This is a genomic window from Wolbachia endosymbiont (group B) of Erebia ligea (assembly GCF_947179575.1).
In the GTDB taxonomy this organism is placed as follows: domain Bacteria; phylum Pseudomonadota; class Alphaproteobacteria; order Rickettsiales; family Anaplasmataceae; genus Wolbachia; species Wolbachia pipientis_C.
On sequence record NZ_CAMXBW010000002.1, the window covers coordinates 95,148 to 117,093 of the forward strand.

General features: G+C 34.7%; 20 protein-coding genes and 3 pseudogenes. 9 read left to right on the top strand and 14 right to left on the bottom strand.

All coding sequences use genetic code 11. The features are described from left to right. Positions 1-108: 108 nt before the first annotated feature. Complete coding sequence (secA, locus tag OM962_RS00840) at positions 109-2,760, top strand: preprotein translocase subunit SecA (RefSeq protein ID WP_264330509.1); 2,652 nt, start codon at positions 109-111, stop codon at positions 2,758-2,760. Positions 2,761-2,889: 129 nt separating this feature from the next. Here secA and OM962_RS00845 read toward each other — a convergent pair whose 3' ends face one another. From OM962_RS00845 to OM962_RS00855, 3 genes and pseudogenes are all read right to left on the bottom strand, one after another. Then, positions 2,890-3,198, bottom strand: a complete 309-nt coding sequence (locus tag OM962_RS00845) for a transposase (RefSeq protein ID WP_264330510.1) — start codon at positions 3,196-3,198, stop codon at positions 2,890-2,892. Positions 3,199-3,792: 594 nt separating this feature from the next. Next, on the bottom strand, positions 3,793-3,945 hold the full coding sequence (locus OM962_RS00850; protein WP_264330511.1) for a DUF4423 domain-containing protein: 153 nt from the start codon (positions 3,943-3,945) through the stop codon (positions 3,793-3,795). Between the two features lie 265 nt (positions 3,946-4,210). After that, a pseudogene (locus OM962_RS00855) lies at positions 4,211-4,777 on the bottom strand (DNA-processing protein DprA); the annotation flags it as partial. A gap of 106 nt (positions 4,778-4,883) precedes the next feature. On the opposite strand from OM962_RS00855, the gene tnpC (OM962_RS00860) reads away from it, so the two are divergent. Beyond that, positions 4,884-6,236, top strand: coding sequence for an IS66 family transposase (tnpC, locus tag OM962_RS00860; RefSeq protein WP_264330459.1), 1,353 nt, complete (start codon positions 4,884-4,886; stop codon positions 6,234-6,236). A 208-nt stretch (positions 6,237-6,444) separates the two neighbouring features. Here the strand turns inward: tnpC (OM962_RS00860) and OM962_RS00865 are convergent, their stop codons facing one another. From OM962_RS00865 to uvrA, 5 genes are read right to left on the bottom strand one after another with little or no spacing between them, the layout of a single operon-like run. Continuing rightward, positions 6,445-6,945 carry an IS630 family transposase gene (locus OM962_RS00865; RefSeq protein WP_319606738.1) on the bottom strand — a complete coding sequence of 167 codons (501 nt, stop codon included), beginning with the start codon at positions 6,943-6,945 and terminating at the stop codon, positions 6,445-6,447. A gap of 10 nt (positions 6,946-6,955) precedes the next feature. Next, on the bottom strand, positions 6,956-7,135 hold the full coding sequence (locus OM962_RS00870) for an IS630 transposase-related protein (protein ID WP_319606739.1): 180 nt from the start codon (positions 7,133-7,135) through the stop codon (positions 6,956-6,958). Next, positions 7,123-7,302 (bottom strand): transposase, encoded by a 180-nt coding sequence (locus OM962_RS00875; RefSeq protein ID WP_264330453.1) that lies wholly within the window; start codon positions 7,300-7,302, stop codon positions 7,123-7,125. The genes OM962_RS00870 and OM962_RS00875 overlap by 13 nt, the downstream gene beginning before the upstream one ends. Beyond that, a complete protein-coding gene (locus OM962_RS00880; RefSeq protein ID WP_264330513.1) occupies positions 7,292-8,053 on the bottom strand; it encodes a ComF family protein in 762 nt (253 codons plus the stop codon). Before OM962_RS00880 ends, OM962_RS00875 begins: the two co-directional genes overlap by 11 nt. 51 nt (positions 8,054-8,104) lie before the next feature. Then, positions 8,105-10,918: an excinuclease ABC subunit UvrA gene (uvrA, locus tag OM962_RS00885; protein ID WP_264330514.1), complete on the bottom strand. Its 2,814-nt coding sequence runs from the start codon at positions 10,916-10,918 to the stop codon at positions 8,105-8,107. A gap of 325 nt (positions 10,919-11,243) precedes the next feature. Here uvrA and OM962_RS00890 point away from each other — a divergent pair, with 325 nt between their 5' ends. Together OM962_RS00890 and OM962_RS00895 are read left to right on the top strand one after the other, a co-directional pair. Continuing rightward, positions 11,244-12,575, top strand: a complete 1,332-nt coding sequence (locus OM962_RS00890; protein ID WP_264330515.1) for an ankyrin repeat domain-containing protein — start codon at positions 11,244-11,246, stop codon at positions 12,573-12,575. 60 nt (positions 12,576-12,635) lie between these two features. Next, positions 12,636-13,634, top strand: a complete 999-nt coding sequence (locus OM962_RS00895) for a pyruvate dehydrogenase complex E1 component subunit beta (RefSeq protein WP_264330516.1) — start codon at positions 12,636-12,638, stop codon at positions 13,632-13,634. A gap of 2 nt (positions 13,635-13,636) precedes the next feature. On the opposite strand, the pseudogene OM962_RS00900 reads toward OM962_RS00895, so the two are convergent. Continuing rightward, a pseudogene (locus OM962_RS00900) lies at positions 13,637-13,992 on the bottom strand (TrbC/VirB2 family protein). Positions 13,993-14,191: 199 nt separating this feature from the next. Here OM962_RS00900 and lepB point away from each other — a divergent pair. Next, positions 14,192-14,971: pseudogene (gene lepB / locus OM962_RS00905) on the top strand (signal peptidase I); the annotation flags it as partial. Positions 14,972-14,993: 22 nt separating this feature from the next. Here lepB and tnpC (OM962_RS00910) read toward each other — a convergent pair. From tnpC (OM962_RS00910) to iscU, 5 genes are all read right to left on the bottom strand, one after another. Next, positions 14,994-16,346, bottom strand: coding sequence for an IS66 family transposase (gene tnpC, locus OM962_RS00910; RefSeq protein WP_264330459.1), 1,353 nt, complete (start codon positions 16,344-16,346; stop codon positions 14,994-14,996). A 66-nt stretch (positions 16,347-16,412) separates the two neighbouring features. After that, positions 16,413-18,314 carry an Hsp70 family protein gene (locus OM962_RS00915; RefSeq protein ID WP_264330517.1) on the bottom strand — a complete coding sequence of 634 codons (1,902 nt, stop codon included), beginning with the start codon at positions 18,312-18,314 and terminating at the stop codon, positions 16,413-16,415. Further along, positions 18,292-18,750, bottom strand: a complete 459-nt coding sequence (locus OM962_RS00920; protein WP_264330518.1) for an iron-sulfur cluster co-chaperone HscB C-terminal domain-containing protein — start codon at positions 18,748-18,750, stop codon at positions 18,292-18,294. Before OM962_RS00920 ends, OM962_RS00915 begins: the two co-directional genes overlap by 23 nt. Beyond that, entirely contained in the window at positions 18,743-19,129 is a 387-nt protein-coding gene (locus OM962_RS00925; RefSeq protein ID WP_006012614.1) for a HesB/IscA family protein, read from the bottom strand. The genes OM962_RS00920 and OM962_RS00925 overlap by 8 nt, the downstream gene beginning before the upstream one ends. 5 nt (positions 19,130-19,134) lie before the next feature. Next, positions 19,135-19,518: a Fe-S cluster assembly scaffold IscU gene (iscU, locus tag OM962_RS00930; RefSeq protein WP_007302620.1), complete on the bottom strand. Its 384-nt coding sequence runs from the start codon at positions 19,516-19,518 to the stop codon at positions 19,135-19,137. Between the two features lie 176 nt (positions 19,519-19,694). On the opposite strand from iscU, the gene ftsY reads away from it, so the two are divergent. The 4 genes from ftsY (at position 19,695) to OM962_RS00950 (ending at position 21,940) form a co-directional block, all read left to right on the top strand. Then, entirely contained in the window at positions 19,695-20,606 is a 912-nt protein-coding gene (gene ftsY, locus OM962_RS00935) for a signal recognition particle-docking protein FtsY (protein WP_264330519.1), read from the top strand. 562 nt (positions 20,607-21,168) lie between these two features. Continuing rightward, positions 21,169-21,432 (top strand): hypothetical protein, encoded by a 264-nt coding sequence (locus OM962_RS00940; RefSeq protein ID WP_264330520.1) that lies wholly within the window; start codon positions 21,169-21,171, stop codon positions 21,430-21,432. A gap of 161 nt (positions 21,433-21,593) precedes the next feature. After that, positions 21,594-21,773 (top strand): transposase, encoded by a 180-nt coding sequence (locus OM962_RS00945; protein ID WP_264330453.1) that lies wholly within the window; start codon positions 21,594-21,596, stop codon positions 21,771-21,773. Positions 21,774-21,820: 47 nt separating this feature from the next. Then, positions 21,821-21,940 carry a hypothetical protein gene (locus tag OM962_RS00950; protein WP_264330464.1) on the top strand — a complete coding sequence of 40 codons (120 nt, stop codon included), beginning with the start codon at positions 21,821-21,823 and terminating at the stop codon, positions 21,938-21,940. Positions 21,941-21,946: the final 6 nt, after the last annotated feature.

Here is a 21,946-nt window from a genome sequence, read left to right on the forward strand (position 1 = left end):
CTGCAAGAATCTTTTCCTTAGTTTGTAAATAAAGATTTTCTGAATCTAATTGCCGCAGGTTACGTTTAGTAATATAATCTCATATTAAATAAAACTTTACCTAAGTTTATGCCAGACTCTACGTTAGTTTTAACAACTATTCTTATATTCTTCATCTTTACGTTGTCACTTTTTTTTATAAAAAGGATATTTGGATCAACGAACAAGAAGATAATAAAATCCTTCAGAAAAATTGCTCAGCAGATTAATGCGCTAGAGCAAGAAATGCAGAGCTTATCTGATGAGGATCTTGCTAGTAAAACTGCGGAATTAAAACAAGAACTGAAAAATGGAAAAACACTAAATGACCTTCTCGTACCTGCATTTGCGGTTGTACGAGAAGCATCACGAAGATTCCTTAACATGAGGCATTTCGACGTTCAGCTAATTGGTGGCATGGTTCTCCATAATGGCATGATATCAGAAATGAAAACAGGAGAAGGAAAGACACTCGTCGCAACTTTAGCTGCATATCTAAATTCTTTAGAAGGAAAAGGTGTGCACGTCGTAACTGTTAACGACTATCTTGCAAAACGAGATACAGAGTGGATGAGTAAATTATATAATTCTCTTGGAGTTTCTGTTGCATTTATTACAAATAATTTGACAGACGACGAGAGAAAAAAGGCTTATAGCGCAGATATCGTATACTCAACAAATAATGAACTTGCCTTTGATTATCTACGAGATAATATGAAATTTTCTCAAGAAGATATGGTTCAGAGAGGCTTCAATTATGCGATAGTAGACGAAGTAGACTCTATACTGATTGATGAAGCGCGTACTCCGCTCATTATTTCTGGCCCACTTGAGGAAAATAATCAGATATATAAGCATATCAATAAAATAGTAATCAAATTAGTTGATTCTGACTATGAAGTCGATGAAAAGAGTAGAGCAGTGTTCCTCACTGAAAATGGCATTTCACGAGTGGAGGAATTACTAAAATCGTATAACCTCATTCCTGGAAATTCCTCGCTCTATGATACTAGCAATATTATACTGACTCATTATATAGATCAAGCACTTCGTGCACATAAGCTGTTTACTGCTGATAAAGATTATATAGTGAAAAACGGTAAGGTGGTAATTATTGATGAGTTTACTGGGCGCATGATGGAAGGTAGGAGATATTCTGATGGTCTTCACCAGGCACTGGAGGCAAAGGAGAATCTTGAAATTCAGCATGAAAGTCAAACTTTAGCATCAGTCACATTTCAGAACTACTTTCGTATGTACAACAAACTTTCTGGTATGACAGGAACAGCAGCAACAGAGGCAGAAGAATTTCGTGATATATATAGATTAAATGTAGTAAAAATTCCAACTAATGTGCCTGTTAAAAGAATAGATGTTGATGATGAAATTTATGGCACAGAAAAAGAAAAATTTAGTGCTGTATTGAAGTTTATAGCGGAATGTCACACACGTCTTCAACCAGTGCTTGTTGGCACTGTGAGTATTGAAAATTCTGAAAAACTTTCCGATCTTTTGAAAAGCCATTCCCTTAAGCATTCAGTATTGAATGCTCGTTATCATGAACAAGAAGCGTATATAATAGCGCAAGCTGGAATACCAGGCAGCATTACTATAGCAACAAACATGGCAGGACGTGGAACTGATATTCAGCTTGGTGGAAATGTTGAAATGATTGCAAAAATAGAGCTCGAGAAAATAAAAAATGCTGATGAAAGAGAAAAAAAATATCAAGAAATAGTCGAAAGAGTAAAAAAAGATAAGGAAATTGCTATAAAAGCTGGTGGCTTATGTGTTATTGGAACCGAAAGGCATGAAAGCAGGAGAATAGATGATCAATTACGTGGACGTTCTGGCCGCCAAGGTGACCCTGGACTTTCTAAGTTCTTTCTATCACTTGAAGATGATTTAATGAGGATATTTGGTTCTGATAGAATGAGGAATTTTTTGCAAAGAGTGGGACTAAAGAACAACGAGGCTATTCATCATCCATGGATTAATAAAGCACTTGAAAAAGCACAGAAGAAAGTTGAAGTTAGAAATTATGATGTGCGGAAGTCTTTGCTAAAGTTTGATGATGTAATCAACAATCAACGTAAAGTTATTTTTAAGCAGAGAAATCATATTTTAAACAATGAAATCAATGATTTAGTTGAAGTATATAGTGAAGTAAATGAGGATATAATAGAAGGTATAGTACAAAGTGGTTATTACGAAGATTATGTTGAAGATATTGCAAAAGAATTCCACATAAGATACGGGATAACGCTTAATCTAGCAGAGTTTTTGAATAAACAAGAAGCCTTGGATTATATAAATGACAAGATACAAGAATTTTTTACTGAGAAAGAAAAATATTTCAATAGTCAACAAACTACAGATTTGTGGAATACGATAGTGAAACAAGTGATGATCATGACACTTGATCATTTATGGAGGGAGCACCTTTCGGTCTTAGAGAGCCTAAGACAAAGCATAAATTTGCGTGCCATGGGGCAAAAAGACCCACTGAATGAATTTAAACGCGAAGCTTTCTTAATGTTTGAGTCGATGCTTGAAAAGTGGAGGGAGCTTACCATTCACCGCCTAGCGCACTTTAAGTTGCTAGACAATCAAGAAATAGGCAATAGGTCACGCTCTACTAAAAATAGCAGACTTCCAAAAGTTTCAAGAAATGACAAGTGCCCTTGTAACTCTGGAAAAAAATACAAACACTGTCACGGTGCAGTTGCCGTAGTGAATTAGTTGTTGCAAGCACATTATAGCTGCTATAGCTAACCGAAGTAAGATTTGCCTGAGCACTAAAAACAAAATCAATAGCCGAATTAATATTGGGCCAAAAGGTTTGTAGAGCCTTTCTTATGGCGTGCTTGATCAGAACTTCTCAATCGGATTTAAATCTGGCGAGTATGGAGGCAAGAACAAAATTTTACACCCAATATTTTCTATCAAATTTTTTGTCCTTGCAGATTTATAAAAGCTCGCATTGTCGAGAACAATAGTCTGTCCAGGTTTAAATACAGGAACAAGTACATTTTCTACATAAGCATCAAAAATCTCACTATTGCAGTAGCCATCAATTATCCATGGTGCTTTAACTTTTCCTTCATTCAGTGCTCCAATTATGCTTACCCTCTTTCTTTTAAACCCTGGGCAAATAACCTCTTGCCTCTTTGAGAACACCCATATTCATAAAATTCATTGTCCTCTATTCCAGACTCATCTATGTATATCAAGTTTTCTTTATTTATTTCTTCTACTTTTTTATGAACTCTTTGCGTTTCTCTTTCTCGATAAAGAAAAGTTTTTTTTATATGTATAGTTTACTTTGCTAAGGTAGTTATATACTGTGTTTCTACACATATTACCAAATTCTTCAATTATCTTTTCAATTCTAATATCCATCCAGAAATTTGATAAATCTATCCATATCTTTAATCTTATGGCCATATCCTTTGTGATAGCCTGAAGATGGTTTCTTTTTTCCTTTTCCTCCACAAATATATTGTTTTTATGCTCACTTTGAATATTTGACTGATTTCTTTATCGTCATTGTTTTTTTATCGACTACTTTGAAAACACGTTCTTTCAGATCCTCACTATATGGACTTGGCATCTTCTTCTTTCTCATTACTTATTATACCATTATAACCAATTTTGCCATATAGCTAAACCTTTCTTGGGTTAGCTATAGATGATAAAATATTTGATTCTAGTTCTTTATAGTCTACTAATCCGGTAGTTCTATTTGCTTGACTCATTTCAAACCTCCATTTTTTATATCAATTTATTACTTTTCTTTTCGGCTTGACACACTTTTTTGAAGTTCCCCACTTTTTCTATCAACTTTTCAAATTCTTCTACAGTTAAGCCTGTTATATTACGAAAATTTCTTGGGTGTTTCTTTATATTGTAGTAACTAAAGCTCATTTTTTTACCTTACTCTATCTGCTTATTCCTCTTCTACCTCTCTCCCATCATTTTATCATTACCTTTTGCAGCAGGTCTATTGATGCATGAGTCTGGAATCTAGGAATTCTGATTATATATTAAGTTAGTAAGTATAAAAGTTATGTAAAAATACAACGTTTTTAGTGAGATTACGGAAAGCCAGCGTCACACGCTGGAATGACATCTTTCTTGGTGGACTCAAATCATAATGTTTGTACGGTTGTGGACTTATAACTAAAGCAATCTAGAAAATTAATGATATTTTATTCCCCGGAGAACGCTCTATTTTGTTTTCCAACTCTAGTTCTAAAAGAGCCATTAGAGCTATGTTGGCAGAAAGTCCGCTTGCTAATATAAGTTCATCTATATCAACAGGTACAGAGTTAATATGATCAACTATAACATATTTTGCCTGTTGCAATTTTTCTTGTTTTTGGTTAACAGCATAGTGCTCAACATTAAATAGGTTTTTTTGCTGCGGAGGTAAACTAAACCTAATACTCTCTATTATGTCATCAGCGGATTCGATAAGCTTAGCACCGTTTTTAATTAAATAATTACTACCACTACAGCGTGAATCTAGAGGGAAACCAGAAACTGCAAATACCTCTCTCCCTTGATTTAAAGCAAAATCTGCTGTTATTAGAGAGCCAGAACGTTTCGATGCTTCAATCACTACAACACCCAGCGATAGACCAGATATAATTCGATTCCTTTGAGGAAAATACTGAGGTTTTGGTTTAGTAGCAAATGGAAGCTCAGTAATTACTAATCCGCCATTTTCAGTAATTTTTTTGTATAGATCAAAATTGTATCCGTTCAGAGGTGTGGCAAGGATAAAAAACAATTGACATAATATATTAAAGTAGTAATAACACAAAATGTTGATAGTAAAGTAAGGCTAGATGCTTCAATTGTTGATCAGTATTGTAGAGTTATGTAAAAACTTAGAGCAGAAAGTAGCAAAGATTGAAGAAAAAAATAAAATCTTAGAAATAGAGAATGCTGAACTAAGAGAGAGACTCGGCTTAAACTCAAGGAATTCATCTTTACCAAGTTCAAAAGAGCTGTACAAAATAAAAAAAGACACACCAGAAGATAAGTCAGAGGGCGGCAGGAAGATAGGTGGTCAAGTTGGACATAAGGGGAATTGCCGAGCTAAAATGGAAGCAGATGAGGTGGTGAAGGTAGAGTTACCAAATAGATGCGAGTGTGGTGAAGAAATCGCAATATCGGAAAAACCATATGTCTATCAAAAAGTTGATTTACCAGAAATTAAGCCTTACGTAGTTGAGTATCAATTAGAACATGGTCGCTGTCGTAAATGCGGAAAAAGAAGGAGTAGCAAATTACCAGAAGGAGTTACACCGGATACCTTTGGTCCTAGAGTTAAGTCAGTAGTTGCATCACTAAGTGGGTTTTATAAGAATTCAAAGCGAGAAATAGCGAATATTATGAAAGACATCTTTAACATGAGTATAAGTGTTGGTAGTGTGTCCAATAGTGAAGCAAGGGTTTCGTCAAAATGTAAAGAAGCCTATGAACAAATAGAGGAAGAAATAAAAGCAAGCGAAATTTTGCATATTGATGAAACCAGTCACTACAACAAAGGCAAATTGGGATGGTGCTGGATGTTTGCCAACAATAAAGCAAGTCTTATGAAGTTAGCAGATACAAGAGGAATGAAATTTTTAAAGAATAGTGCATTTTGTGATTACAAAAACCTGGTAATTACTGACAGATATGCAGTTTACAACCACTTCAGTGATGAAAAACGACAAATTTGTTGGGCTCACTTATTGAGAAATTTCGAGAGGTTATCTCATAGTTGGAATAGTGAAGTAATGAGACTTGGCCATTGTTTAAAAGACGCAGCTAATGGATTGTTTGTATTAAAAAACGCTTTGTCAGAAAATGAAATTAGTATTTCAAAGTTCACTAAGCAAGCTAAAGAATTACGAAGATACATACAGTACTGCATGATAAAAATATCTTATATACTTGAAGCAAAAGGAGCTTCACGAACGGTAAAGGGTATTATAAAATCCGAGTCAATGATGTGGACATTTTTGGATGACCCAGAGAATATTCCATTAACGAATAACCATGTTGAGCGACAGATACGGCATTATGTTGTCTATCGTAAGAATTCATATTTTGCACAGTCAGAGCGAGGGAATAGATTTCTTGAGCGGATAATTTCGTTGTATCTGACTTGGAAACAAAAGGAATTAAACCCTTTTCAAAACCTGCTAGCTGTTGTTTCTTAAACCACACCTCTGAACGGATACAAAAATTGAGCCAAAAAGAATATCCACCTGTTCGAACTATTAGAAAAAGAGCTATAATTATAGACTCCGTATACACTATAACTAGACTTTTTTTAAGAGGAATGATACAGAAGTTAGTACTAAGACACTAAACAGTTTTCAAAAATGAAAATTATACCTTAAAACTGATTTTCATATATAGTATTTTCTAAAATGGATGATAAAGTTCCATTATGGTATTACCAACCAAAAGCTGTAAGTCTGTATATTTATACATGAGAGGTCTGAGGCGGCTTTTGATGGTATGCCAACAGTATTCTATAGGATTCAAATCTGGTGAATATGTTGGAAGATACAGCAAATGACAGCCAAAAGACTCTATTAATGATTTTGTTTTAGTGGTCTTATGAAATGTAGCATTATCCATAACTATAGTTGTGCCAAGTGGCAATTTAGGTAATAACATCTTCTCCAACCATGTATTGAATACCTCTTTGTCACACCCACCTTTGAAAGTCATTGGTGCAATAAATCTCTTTCCAATCCACCCGGCTACTATACTGATTCTCTCTCGAGTTCTCCCTGGAATATCTGCATAAATTTTCTTTCCTCTTGGAGCGCGTCCATATTCTCGGTATAACTTATTATCAACTCCTGCTTCATCTATATATAAGATGCTGGAATGGTCTATTTTTGAGATTTTATCAATAAATTGCTCCCTATCTTCTTGATTGCGCTCTTGATATAGTGTGACTTTTTTTTAAAGTAATTTTTAGCTGTTTTAGTCTATACCAAATTGAGTTTATTCCAAATCCAAGATTTTGTTTCATCTCTGCCAGAGTATGATCTGGATTCTTTGTAACATATTCTTCGAGTATTTTGGGGTCTATTTTTCGAATAAAGCTACCGTTTTAGATGGCTTGAGGCTTTCACCAGCAGCTTTCTTTTTTAACCAACGGTACAGAGTTGCTATTCCTATCTCCATAAGCTCTGCTACCTCAACCTTTGTCTTACCTTTTTCTATCATCAATACTGCCTTTTCCCTTAAATCCACACTATATGCCATTATAACTCAAATACTTTATTATACCTTTATCATTTACTTTAGGAAATACTATAGTTCTTGCAAGCGATAACACTCTCACTTCTCTTGCACCAGAGTTTAAAATTTCCTGAGAGCAAGACCTTGCAGTTGCACCAGTTGTTACTACATCATCAACCAATATCACGATTTTGTTTTTGATAATTTCGCTGTTGCTTATTTTAAAAGCCTTTCTCAAATTTTTTTCACGCCTTTTAAGTGAAAGACCAGCTTGAGGTACAGTGTGACGAATACGTTTTATTGCAAATGGTGTATAAGATAAATGAGATAACTTACTTAATTCCTTCGCGAGCAATGCTGCTTGATTATATTTACGTTTAAATAAGCGTATTTTATGTAGCGGTATGGGAATTATGACCTCTGCATTTTGAAACATGTCTTTGTTAGCTTTGTACATCCACTTTGCGTAGACTTTCATGTAGTTTAAGTTATCAAAAAATTTAAAATTTATAATCATATTTTTGCTATGTTCATCGTAGGCAAAAACTGATCTTAATACTTTAAATGGTGAAGGGTTACTGATGCATCTACCACATGTATCAATGTTATCTGGAATTACTACACCACAAACATTACAGTAATGCTTAGTTAAAAAATTGATTTTTTTATTGCATTCACTACATAAATCATAACTTTTATCAATTATACGTTCACAACTTACGCATACGTTTGGAAATATGAGATCTGTAGCTTTTTTTAATAAGAGAAGATTCATGAATTAAATATGTTAGGTATACCTTTTAAAATTCTCCTCATAACCTAATTATTAAGAAATAGTCGATACTTGATCCAATAAATATGTTTTAAGATACTTGCCTGTAACGCTTTTTGGAGTCTGTGCAACTTTTTCTGGAGTTCCTACAGCAACCACTTCGCCACCTTTTACTCCACCCTCTGGACCAATATCTATTATGTAATCAGCAGTTTTTATAACATGTAAATTGTGCTCAATAACTATAACAGTATTTCCTAAATCAACTAGCCTATGGAGTATTTTCAGTAAATTATTTACATCTTCAAAATGTAACCCAGTTGTTGGCTCATCGAGAATATACAATGTTTTCCCGGTAAATCGCTTTGATAGTTCCTTAGACAGCTTTATTCGTTGTGCTTCACCCCCGGACAACGTTGTTGACGACTGTCCAAGCGTTATATAGCCAAGCCCTACTTCCTGTAAAGAAATCAACTTTTCCCTTATCATTGGAAGATTTTCAAAAAAGTCACATGCTTGATCTATTGTCATATCAAGCACATCAGAAATTGATTTTCCCTTGTAAGTAACTTCCAATGTTTCTCGGTTATACCTCTGTCCTCTACATTGCTCACATTTCACATAAACGTCCGGTAGGAAATGCATCTCGATCTTTAAATGCCCATCACCTTTACAAGCTTCACATCTTCCTCCCTTGGTATTAAATGAAAATCGGCCTATATTGTAACCTCGTGCCTTCGACTCTGGGAGACCTGCAAACCAATTTCTGATGTGAGTAAACATACCAACATATGTTGCTGGATTTGATGCTGGAGTCCTACCAATTGGTGACTGATCAACTTCTATAATTTTATCTATATACTCAAGGCCTTCTATTTTATCGCATTTACCATGCTTTGCAGATGAATGATTTATCTTCTGTGCTGAGTATTTATATAGTGTCTCTATTACTAAACTTGATTTTCCTCCTCCTGATATTCCAGTAACACAAATAAAATTCCCTATAGGAAATTCAACATTTATATTTTTTAAGTTATTCTCACATGCGTTAACTACCTTTATGAACTGAGTTGTTTGCTTTCTTCTTTTTGAAATTGAAATTTCCTTCTTTCCACTTAAATACTGTCCTGTTATGCTCTCTAAATTTTTTTGTACCTGATCTGGTGTTCCTTCTGCAACGATTTTTCCTCCATTCACGCCAGCTCCAGGACCAATATCAATCACATAATCAGCAGCCATTATTGTGTCTTCATCATGTTCAACAACAATCACAGTATTACCCATGTCTCTCAGATTTTTAAGTGTGGCAATTAATCGATCATTATCACATTGATGAAGGCCAATTGAGGGTTCGTCAAGCACGTATAGCACTCCTGTTAAACCAGAGCCAATTTGCGAAGCAAGCCTGATCCTCTGGCTTTCACCACCAGAGAGAGTGCTAGATTCACGGTCAAGTGTAAGGTAATTTAGCCCTACATTCTTTAAAAATGTCAGCCTTTTGATTATTTCGTTTAATATTTTATTTGAAATTTGCCTTTGTTGTTCTGTAAGTCTGTCTGATAAATTTCCAAACCACTTAAGGGATTCATCGATGCTGAGCCTTGATATTTCACCTATATGTTTTTCGTCAATTTTCACTGTAAGTGCTTCTTTTCTCAATCTATAGTCAGCACATTCTTTGCAGTCAGTAACAGAACAATACCTATCAATAAGTGATGCATCGTAATCCATCTGGCGTTCTAGGATACTGACCAAACCTTGAAATTTCATTTCTCTAGAGCCAAAAAGTATTAAATCCTTCACTTTTTGGTCTATATTCTTCCACGGAACATCAAGGCTAAATTTGCAATTTTCAGCCAGTGATAGAATTGCATTTTTTAGCAATCCATAGTTTGTATGCACTTGACGGAATATTGATCCAATTGGCTTTAAAGCACCTTCAGATATCGAGAGCGTTTCATCTGGCACTATTAGCTTTGCATCAACACTTAGTTTTTTACCGAGCCCATTGCATGAACTGCATGCACCGTAGGGGCTGTTAAAAGAAAACAATCTTGGCTCTATTTCTTCAAGAGTAAAGCCAGACTCAGGACATGCAAAATTCTCTGAGAAAGTTAAAGTTTGACCATTTTTATACTCGGAATTGTGGTTATCAGGTAAGTTCACTATTTCTGCATACATTAAGCCATGGCCCAGCCTCAATGCTGATTCTACACTGCTTGGTAGTCGATTTCCTATATCATCTGATATGGAGATTCTATCTGCAATAACAAAAATATCATGTTTCTTGTTTTTATCGAGTTTAGGCAAGTCATCTATATTGTATGTTTCACCATCTATTTTTAGTCTCACGTAACCCTGCTTTTTAATTTCCAATATCTCTTTGAAGTGCTCTCCTTTTCTGCCACGCACAATAGGAGCAAGTATATATATTTTAGTTTCTAAAGGTAATGCTATAATAGTATCTACAATTTGAGATACAGCCTGTTTCGTTATTGGCAACCCAGTTACAGGCGAATAAGGTATTCCCACTCGTGCATATATTAAGCGTAGATAGTCATAAATTTCAGTAACAGTTCCAACGGTTGATCTTGGATTTTTTGAGATCGATTTTTGGTTAATTGATATTGCAGGAGAGAGGCCTGTGATTGACTCAACATCTGGTTTATCTTGAATATTAAGAAATTGACGTGCATAAGCCGATAGACTTTCGACGTATCGGCGTTGGCCTTCTGCATAAATCGTATCGAATGCGAGGCTAGACTTACCAGAACCACTTAGTCCAGTTATAATAACTAACTTATTTTTTGGTATATTGACATCAATACCCTGCAAATTATGCTCTCTTGCACCTTTAACTCTGATCATACTTCATGTACCTTTGACCATTACAGCCTAAAAATACATAAACTTACAACAACTTGCTACTAATTTTTTTAACTATTACGGAAAACGAGATAGCACAACTAGTGCAAAACATTTTGCCACACAACTATATAAACATCTGTTTTCGCCAAGTTAGTTCGTACAACAAATGGTGTCATAAAAGTATGTTTTCTACAATCTCATCAAAAACATGCTTACCAATTTTTGGAAACAGCAAATTTTATTTTATATAAAATATAGAATTTTGATAAATTTAACTTTTTTGTGAGATTATGCAGGGATAAAAATAAATTTAGAGGGAAAGGTTATGGCAATAGAGAAGCAGAAGTTTTTTGAAATAATAAATGAGGTAGGTGAAAGTGGAGGTTTGGATGAAGATAATTTACTTGAAAGAATAAAGAATGAGTTAAAAGGAAAAGATGAAGGAGAGTACAACAAGTTTAGTAAAAATTTTAGTAAAGAACATCAATTTAGTATAAAAATTTCAGAAGAAGCTGCGGAAGATTGGACGTTGTTACATCTTGCTACAGCATGCAACACTATGTTAATAGTGGAACTTCTACTAAAAAAGAAAGCAAGTGTTAGCGCTCGAGTAAAAGATGGTTCTAAAAATGATGGACTAACTGCTTTGCATATTGCTGCTTCTTGTGGACATAAAGACATGGTAAAACGGTTACTAAACGATAATCGAGTTGATCCTTCATTAAAAAGCAAAAATAAGACTCCAAGAGAGGTGGTAGGCAATACAGAAAATAAGGAAGCGATATTACAAATGTTAGAGGAAGCAGAAGAAAATTTTTATGCAAAGCATAAGAAAAAAACTGATATATCAGCAGATGTTATAAATTCTGTGAAACAATACAATACCATACGTAGTAGTGAACAGGCTCCCATTACGTGTGGAAGTAGTGACAATATAGTAAGTGAGCAATACTTACATGCTGGTGTTAAGAATATTGTAGAAAAATTTGAGTCACCGCAAAGAGGAAGTGTTACATGTAGTGGTAAACAGACTCCTATTGGTGAAAGCGTTAGTAGTGACGACAGCGGTCTAGAGTCTGAGGCTACATTTGATACTTCTTTCTGCTCCGAAATAAATCACGACGGGACAGCTAATGAAGTTAATGACCAAATTTTAGAAAGTCTGCAACCTCAAATTCAGTTGCAAGATAGACAAATTCGGAAGTTAGAAAAGCCAGGTAAAGAATTAAAACATGTTGAGAAAGAACTAGAAAAATTAAAGAGTGACTTAGCTGGACATGAGACTCGGTTAGAAATACTTGATAAACTCAGTGAAGAGAATCAATCACTAAAACAACAAATACAAGATCTAAAAAGTAAAAATACAACACTTAATAGTGAATTAAGCAAAACCAAAGCAAATAAAGTATTACTAGAAAAAACAGAAAAAGGACAACTGTCTTTCTTAAAAATTGCTTCTGTAAATCTTGTAACCATGTTGACAGTAGGTGTTATCTTTAGTGTAGCTTTCCAATTACCAATTCTATCAATGATTGCAATTTCTGTGATGTCTTCATTGATAGTCGGTGGAGTTACATATGCACTATCACCGCAACCTACTGAATTAAAAGAAGTAAGTATTCAATGCTCAATGCAACATGATGCTTGTAAAACTTAACTTGTGCGCTTCCTGGTAATTTTGATATAGTTATTTCAGTTGAAATTTACAGATTTACAAATGGCAAGCTTAAGTGTAAGAGAAGCGTTATGCACGGCAATCAGAGAAGAAATGCAAAATGACCCTGATGTATTTATCATGGGTGAAGAAGTTGCAGAGTATGATGGTGCTTATAAAGTAACAAAAGGATTACTGAAAGAGTTCGGAGAAAATAGGGTAGTTGATACACCTATTACCGAACATGGATTTGCTGGTCTTGCTGTTGGAGCAGCGTTTGCTGGGCTCAAACCTATTGTTGAGTTTATGACTTTTAATTTTTCTATGCAAGCTATTGACCAAATTGTGAATTCTGCAACAAAAACAAATTATATGTCAGGTGGACAACTTGGATGCCCTATAGTGTTTCGTGGACCAAATGGAGCTGCAGCAAGAGTTGCCGCACAACATTCTCAGTGCTTTGCATCTTGGTATTCGCATGTTCCAGGTTTGAAAGTAATAGCACCTTACTTTGCCTCTGATTGCAGAGGTCTGCTTAAAGCTGCAATTCGTGATCCTAATCCAGTAATATTTCTAGAAAACGAGATCGCTTATGGGCATGAACATGAGATTCCTGATTCTGAGCTATCAAATAAAGATTATCTACTTGAGATAGGCAAAGCTGCTGTTATACGGGAAGGAAAGGATGTAACTATCACTGCTTTTTCATTGAAACTAATGGATGCGTTAAATGCAGCAGATTTACTCTCTAGTGAAGGAATAGAAGCTGAAGTTATCGACCTCAGAACCTTAAGACCACTTGACACTGAAACAGTTATTAACTCTATTAAGAAGACCAATAGATTAATAAGCATAGAAGAGGGTTGGCCATTTGCAGGAATAGGAGCAGAACTCTCAGCCATGGTTATGGAACAAGGATTTGACTACCTTGACGCTCCGGTTGTACGGGTAACCGGCAAGGATGTCCCCTTACCTTATGCTGCAAACCTAGAAAAGAAAGCATTACCACAAGTGGAAGATATAGTTGAAGCTGTGCACCAAGTCTGCTTTAGAAAGAAATAGTCCTATTGACTCTTTTTTTTATCTCCCGTTCCACATTCTTCCATAAAAGAGGCATTTGTAGAGTTTATACCACCCATTACTTTTATGATAATAGTTTTAGCGCCAAAAAACACAGCGCAAAATACACCGAGGGCGAAAAGAGCAGGCCACGGCATTCTACCAAATATTGCAAGTAAAGCTGCTCCTATTATCACTACAGTCATAAGCGGTCCACCTATTCCCCAAACGTAGCCAATAATATTACAATTACTTGAGCAGTTGTATCGTCATTAGAGTTAGCAGCACTTCCAACATGAGAAAAAGAAATAAATAATACTATAAGTAGAATACAAAAAACCTTTCTAATTGTAGGGTTCATCCCTATACCTTAAGTTTAAATATTATGATTATATCTAAAATAGTATAATTTTCAGTAAAACTAGCATTGTGATTTATACAATATTACATAGCAAACGATGTCTATTGGTTGTCAATCATTGCCAATTACTTGAGAGCTTATTTCGACTTTTGAAAAAGAGCAATAACACCTATGAGTAAAATTTGACATCACTACTTTTATGTGTTATAATAGAGCTGTTTATAAAAAAATAAAATTGAAAAAGTTGAGAGAAAGTAGGATAACAAGAACGAGGAAGTTTTTATCTTCACTGTTTTTTTTGCTGCTGATTGCTCTATCAATACGCAGTCTTTTATTTGAGCCATTTCATATTCCTTCTGGTTCAATGAAAAGCACTCTACTTGAGGGGGACTACATTTTTACTAGTAAATATTCATATGGTTACAGTAAACACTCTTTCCCGTTTTCTCCAAACATCTTTAGCGGAAGAATTTTTTATACCCCTCCAGAGCGTGGTGATGTAATAGTTTTCAAACCTACAAGAAATGATAGCATTAGATTTGTTAAGCGGGTAATAGGAATACCTGGCGATAAAGTGCAAATGATAGAGGGAGAATTGTACCTAAATGATCAAAAAGTAGAGTGGCAGCAAATTGAAAGTTTTTTTGATTATGAATCAAAGCGTGATATAACAAGATACATAGAAACACTTCCGAGCGGTAAGGAACATGAGATTTTAATAGACAATGCATCCAATAAGCTATCACATAACACTCCAGTTTATTATGTGCCTGATGGTCACTTTTTTGTTATGGGAGATAACAGAAATAATTCTCGCGATAGCAGATTTTCAGATGTTGGTTTCATACCAGCGGAAAATATAGTTGGACGCGTAAGCATGGTTGGTTTATCGTTTAAATTAGGCAAAGTTGATTGGTTACCATTTAACTTTAGATTACCTGTTGCCCTGAGATTTGACAGGATACTGCACAAAGTTGTGTGTATCCGTTCAGAGGTGTGGTTTAAGAAACAACAGCTAGCAGGTTTTGAAAAGGGTTTAATTCCTTTTGTTTCCAAGTCAGATACAACGAAATTATCCGCTCAAGAAATCTATTCCCTCGCTCTGACTGTGCAAAATATGAATTCTTACGATAGACAACATAATGCCGTATCTGTCGCTCAACATGGTTATTCGTTAATGGAATATTCTCTGGGTCATCCAAAAATGTCCACATCATTGACTCGGATTTTATAATACCCTTTACCGTTCGTGAAGCTCCTTTTGCTTCAAGTATATAAGATATTTTTATCATGCAGTACTGTATGTATCTTCGTAATTCTTTAGCTTGCTTAGTGAACTTTGAAATACTAATTTCATTTTCTGACAAAGCGTTTTTTAATACAAACAATCCATTAGCTGCGTCTTTTAAACAATGGCCAAGTCTCATTACTTCACTATTCCAACTATGAGATAACCTCTCGAAATTTCTCAATAAGTGAGCCCAACAAATTTGTCGTTTTTCATCACTGAAGTGGTTGTAAACTGCATATCTGTCAGTAATTACCAGGTTTTTGTAATCACAAAATGCACTATTCTTTAAAAATTTCATTCCTCTTGTATCTGCTAACTTCATAAGACTTGCTTTATTGTTGGCAAACATCCAGCACCATCCCAATTTGCCTTTGTTGTAGTGACTGGTTTCATCAATATGCAAAATTTCGCTTGCTTTTATTTCTTCCTCTATTTGTTCATAGGCTTCTTTACATTTTGACGAAACCCTTGCTTCACTATTGGACACACTACCAACACTTATACTCATGTTAAAGATGTCTTTCATAATATTCGCTATTTCTCGCTTTGAATTCTTATAAAACCCACTTAGTGATGCAACTACTGACTTAACTCTAGGACCAAAGGTATCCGGTGTAACTCCTTCTGGTAATTTGCTACTCCTTCTTTTTCCGCATTTACGACAGCGACCATGTTCTAATTGATACTCAACTACGTAAGGCTTAATTTCTGGTAAATCAACTTTTTGATAGACATATGGTTTTTCCGATATTGCGATTTCTTCACCACACTCGCATCTATTTGGTAACTCTACCTTCACCACCTCATCTGCTTCCATTTTAGCTCGGCAATTCCCCTTATGTCCAACTTGACCACCTATCTTCCTGCCGCCCTCTGACTTATCTTCTGGTGTGTCTTTTTTTATTTTGTACAGCTCTTTTGAACTTGGTAAAGATGAATTCCTTGAGTTTAAGCCGAGTCTCTCTCTTAGTTCAGCATTCTCTATTTCTAAGATTTTATTTTTTTCTTCAATCTTTGCTACTTTCTGCTCTAAGTTTTTACATAACTCTACAATACTGATCAACAATTGAAGCATCTAGCCTTACTTTACTATCAACATTTTGTGTTATTACTACTTTAATATATTATGTCAATTGTTTTTTATCCTTGCCACACCTCTGAACGGATACGAATTTTCTAACTCAGCGATAGCATTATTAATGTTGTCTAAGTCATTTTCCTGTAAAGCGTCTTTTGCGTTCTGTAGTAAAATTTTTAACTTTTGCTCAGTGGAAACATTTTCAACTAGATGTATGAGCTTGTTACCGTTAATTTTAGCCTCTGCAAGGGAACGAGCCTTCATGTCTTCATCAAAGTTACTTACTGACTGATTGACCATATCTTGAATATCTTCTTCATTTAAGCCAGAGCTTGAATTTATTTCAACTGTCTGTTCGACTCCAGTAGTTTTTTCTCTTGCAGTGACAGTCAATATTCCATCAATGCTAACTGTAAATCCTATTTCAACTTTTGCAGAACCTGCAGGCAATTGTGGTATACCTTTGAGTTCAAATCGTGCTAGAGATTTATTATCTTTTATCATTTCACGTTCTCCTTGACAAACGTGAATTTTCATTGCTGTTTGCCCGTTAGCGTAAGTTGTAAACTCTTTTATTTCTGAAACTGGTAGTGGTGTATTTCTTGGTATAATTTTTTCAACTATTCCCCCCATAGTTTCTATGCCAAGTGATAAAGGCAGCACATCAAGGAGAATATTCCTATCTTTTGAGTTTGAAGTTAAATAATGAGCCTGCAAAGCTGCCCCATTGGCAACTGCTTTGTCCGGATCCACATCATTCAGCACTTTATTGCCAAAGAGTTTGATTAGTGAATTTTGCACTAATGGCACTCTAGTTGCGCCACCAACTAAAATTACCCCTTTTATATTATCGATTTTAAGATCTATGTTGCTTATAGTACGAGTAACTATATTTATAGTCTTATTAACCAAAGGACTGATTGCTTGCTCGAATTCTTCTTTGGTAATTTCACATTCAAATAATTCACCATTAATATTGAATTCAAAAGTGCCAGAGGTATCTTCACTTAGGTACTCTTTTATAGCACGTATATTGCAGATACCAGTTTTAGTGTATGAATGTTGTAATTTGTAGGTAGTTGTATCAGATGGTGCAGTGCTTGACACTGGAATCCAGTTCTTATTATATAACTTTCTGGTGTGTTCACTTGCAATCAAACTTTCTGGATCCCAGTGTCGAAGCACTGGGATGACACTAGAGCATTTTTTATTTAAACCTACCTGTTCTCTATACTTTTCAAGCACGATTAAACTAAGTAGATGATCAAAATCATCACCACCAAGTTTAGTATCACCACCAACTGCAAGAACTTGAAACACTCCTTGATGTAATTTTAATATTGAAATGTCAAATGTTCCACCACCGAGGTCATAAACTGCATATATGCCACTGTTATTGTTCTTTTCAATGGAGTAAGAAAGTGCTGCAGCGGTTGGTTCATTAATGAGGCGAAGAACATCTATGCCAGCTAATTTTGCTGCATATTTGGTTGCGTTACGTGCTGAATCATCAAAATAAGCTGGTACAGTAATCACTGCTTTGTTAACTTTCATCCCTGTGAATTTTTTTACCCTCTTGCATAGAGTTTTTAGTATCTCAGCAGAGATCTCAATAGGAGTGAGATACTTTTCTTCTGAGCATTTTACCCTAATAACTTTTTCACTTTCGTTATCTATTTCACAATTGATACCTTCTTTATGCAAATCTTTAACACTTTTACCCATTAAGCGTTTTATAGAGCAGATAGCGTTTTCGCCAACATCGTAGCCTACTTTTAGTACATCCTTTTCATATGAAATGACAGAAGGTAATAGTTCACGACCTTGCTCATCTTTAAATATTTCTACGTTGCCAGCTTTATTTACCATGGCAATTAAAGAGTTAGTAGTTCCAAGATCTATACCAAAAACTACCTCATTTGAACTTGGTTCAGAAATTTGAACTGGCCGCATTTTCCTTCATCTCCTCAAATGACTTATATAAATATCTCAATCTAAAAACTTGCGTAGCAGCTTCATCAAAATTTTTTGTAGCAAAAGCATTAATTAGGTTTTTAGTACAATCTTTTACCTTTTCATCAATCATCCTACTTGCAAATTGTAAATCATCGCAGTCTAGAAAGTATTCTCTTATTTCCATTGATTCATTTAATATTTCAGGATCAAGATGCTCTTTTTTGCTTTTTACGTCAAAAAGATCCAACAAATGTTCGGCACGCTTTAGCGGTGACTTCAGTACCTGATAAGCTTTGTTGATATTTTCCATATTTTTGGACTCTCTTTCATTTATATCAGTTTTGCTTAGCTCAATATATTTTTTCTCCAGCTCATCAAAGCTGATGTTAAAAGCCGGTTCAATTCCAAATAATGTGAAATGGTTGCTAGACATGAAAACTCTCTCCACAACCACATTTTCCTTTCTCATTAGGATTTTTGAAAATAAAACCTGATGAGAATTTTTCCTCTACATAATCCATTTCAGAGCCAAGGATAAACATGATAGATTTTGGATCGATCAGCACCTTGACTTTTTGATCATCACTGCAGCTTTCTTCAATTACCGACTCCAAAGGACGAACATCATATGCATATTCAATATCATATTTTAAACCAGAGCATCCTTTTTGCTTAATTAGAACTCTTATTCCTATTGCTTCTTCAAGGTTAGCATGCTTCTTTTTGTCCAATAAAAACCTTACCCTCTCTACTGCATTTGCAGTTAGAGTGATAGGTTTTTTAACAGAATTTACTCCTTGAAATTCACTCATATTCCTCAATGTTTTTGTTTATTTTGATAATCATGAATAGCAGCTTTTATAGCATCCTCAGCAAGTACTGAACAGTGTATCTTTACTGGCGGCAAAGACAATTCTTCCACTATTTGAGTATTCTTTATCTTTGTTACATTCTCAATAGTTTTTCCTTTGATCATTTCTGTAAGCAAAGAACTTGAAGCTATAGCAGAACCACAACCAAAAGTTTTAAATTTTGCGTCTTCAATAACACCTTTATCGTTGACCTTTATTTGTAGTTTCATTACATCTCCGCATGATGGTGCACCAACTAAACCAGTACCAACATTTGGATCATTTTTATCCAGAGAACCAACATTCCTTGGATTTTCATAATGATCTAAAATTTTCTCATTATAACTCATAGATTACCCGTAAACCATTACTTACATTATAACATATTTAGGTTAAAAACTAAAGTAAAATACACTAGCAAGCGGTACATTTTACTCACAAAATATATAGGTTACGAGTGTATTTACTTTACAAATACATATAGTGCATGTCATTCTTTATATGGTAATTTTAGAAGGAGTATTTCTTGAGTTTATTCAGTAATCTTTATCAAGGACTATTAAAAACCTCCTCCCGTTTTAGTGATGGAGTAAAAAATATTTTTTCTGGCAAAAAAAAATTAGATCAGTCGCTTTTAGATGATCTGGAAGAGCTGCTGATTAGCATGGATATAGGTCATAAAACTTCTAGATTGCTTATTGATAAGCTCGCAAGTATCAAATTTGAATCAGAAGTTGAACATAATATTATCACACAGCAGTTAATGAGCGAAATAGAAACAATATTAAACCCTGTTGTGGAGCCGCTCATTTTGAATAAAAAACCACACATAATAATGATATGCGGAGTGAATGGTAATGGAAAAACTACAACTATAGGTAAACTTGCCTATAAATATAAAGAAAAAGGAAAATCCGTTATGCTTGTTGCGTGCGACACATTCAGAGCTGCTGCGAGTGAGCAATTAAATATTTGGGCAGAACGTTCTGATTGCTCTATTGTTACTGGAGAGCACGGTAGCGATTCTGCAAGTGTGGCATATAGAGCTGTAAATCAAGCGATAAAAGATAGCGTTGATGTTGTTTTAATTGATACAGCAGGAAGGCTACAAAACAATGTAAATCTCATGCAAGAGCTGTCAAAAATACATAGAACGATAAAGAAATTGGATGATACTGCTCCTCATGATGTTATTTTGGTTCTTGATGCAACTACTGGCCAAAATGCTTATAGCCAATTAGAGGCCTTTAGTAAAATGGTTGGTGTTACCGGGTTAATTGTAACAAAGCTAGATGGTACTGCCAAAGGTGGAGTAGTGATTGGGCTTGCAGAAGCTTATAAGGTGAAATTACACGCTATAGGAATTGGTGAAAGTATAGAAGACCTGAGGGAATTTACTGGCAAAGAGTTTGCTGAAGCGCTGTTTAAATGTGATTGAAGATCTCTTTAATTTTCTCATATGACCAAGCTTAATTATCATGAGAAGCCGTTTTTAGATGGTCTCATTCCAGCATGTGACGCTGGTTGCAAGTGATTATTGGGTTGGGTGAGCCGTTAACGTATAAAAATTACTTCCGCATATTTTCAATCTCATTATAATTACAAATAGAGATATTTTAAGAGCTCAAAATCTATCTTTAGTCTGCAGACTTTTTAATCAAACTTATTAAAAAATGTATTCTTCAGTGTATATCTGTCGTATGTGCACTGCATTTTTTTTCTAACTCTTTTTTACACAGGAGGATTTTATGTCTAGAATTCCAGATACTTGACCTTTACTTTAGCCAATAAAAATCAATGGGCGCCCATGGTTTTTATAAAGAAAGTATAAGAAAAAAAATATTTTAAAGAATATGAAATAAGGATCTAATATGTTTTGTAGGCAACCAAAAACCACTTCAGCTTGTCACTCATGCCTAAAAAGTAATTATATTAATGTAATATTTATACTTACATGCTAATATTAACATATTTAAATTAAGGAGTATACTATGACTAACATGCGAAATTCCATAGACAGCAAAAATGAGCCACCAATACTACATACATTCGCTGATTGCAAAAAAATATGCGAAACAATACCCATATATCTTGCACGGGCAGCATGCGAGGCCGGATGTGCAATTACTAATCCTTACGGTTCTCAACCTAAATTACAAGTTAGTGAGAAATTAGCAGATAGTGCAAAAAATCTTTATGATGAGAGCGAAAAATTATTGCTTATAGCAGAGGAAATACACAATCAAGATTTAATGTATCTTTAATAACAAAAAAGAGGATATTCTATATCTTCTTTTTTTTATGCGATAACTATAGTATTTCCTAAAGTAAATGATAAAGGTATAATAAAGTATTTGAGTTATAATGGCATATATAGTATTTCCTAAAGTAAATGATAAAGGTATAATAAAGTATTTGAGTTATAATGGCATATAGTGTGGATTTAAGGGAAAAGGCAGTATTGATGATAGAAAAAGGTAAGACAAAGGTTGAGGTAGCAGAGCTTATGGAGATAGGAATAGCAACTCTGTACCGTTGGTTAAAAAAGAAAGCTGCTGGTGAAAGCCTCAAGCCATCTAAAACGGTAGCTTTATTCGAAAAATAGACCCCAAAATACTCGAAGAATATGTTACAAAGAATCCAGATCATACTCTGGCAGAGATGAAACAAAATCTTGGATTTGGAATAAACTCAATTTGGTATAGACTAAAACAGCTAAAAATTACTTTAAAAAAAAGTCACACTATATCAAGAGCGCAATCAAGAAGATAGGGAGCA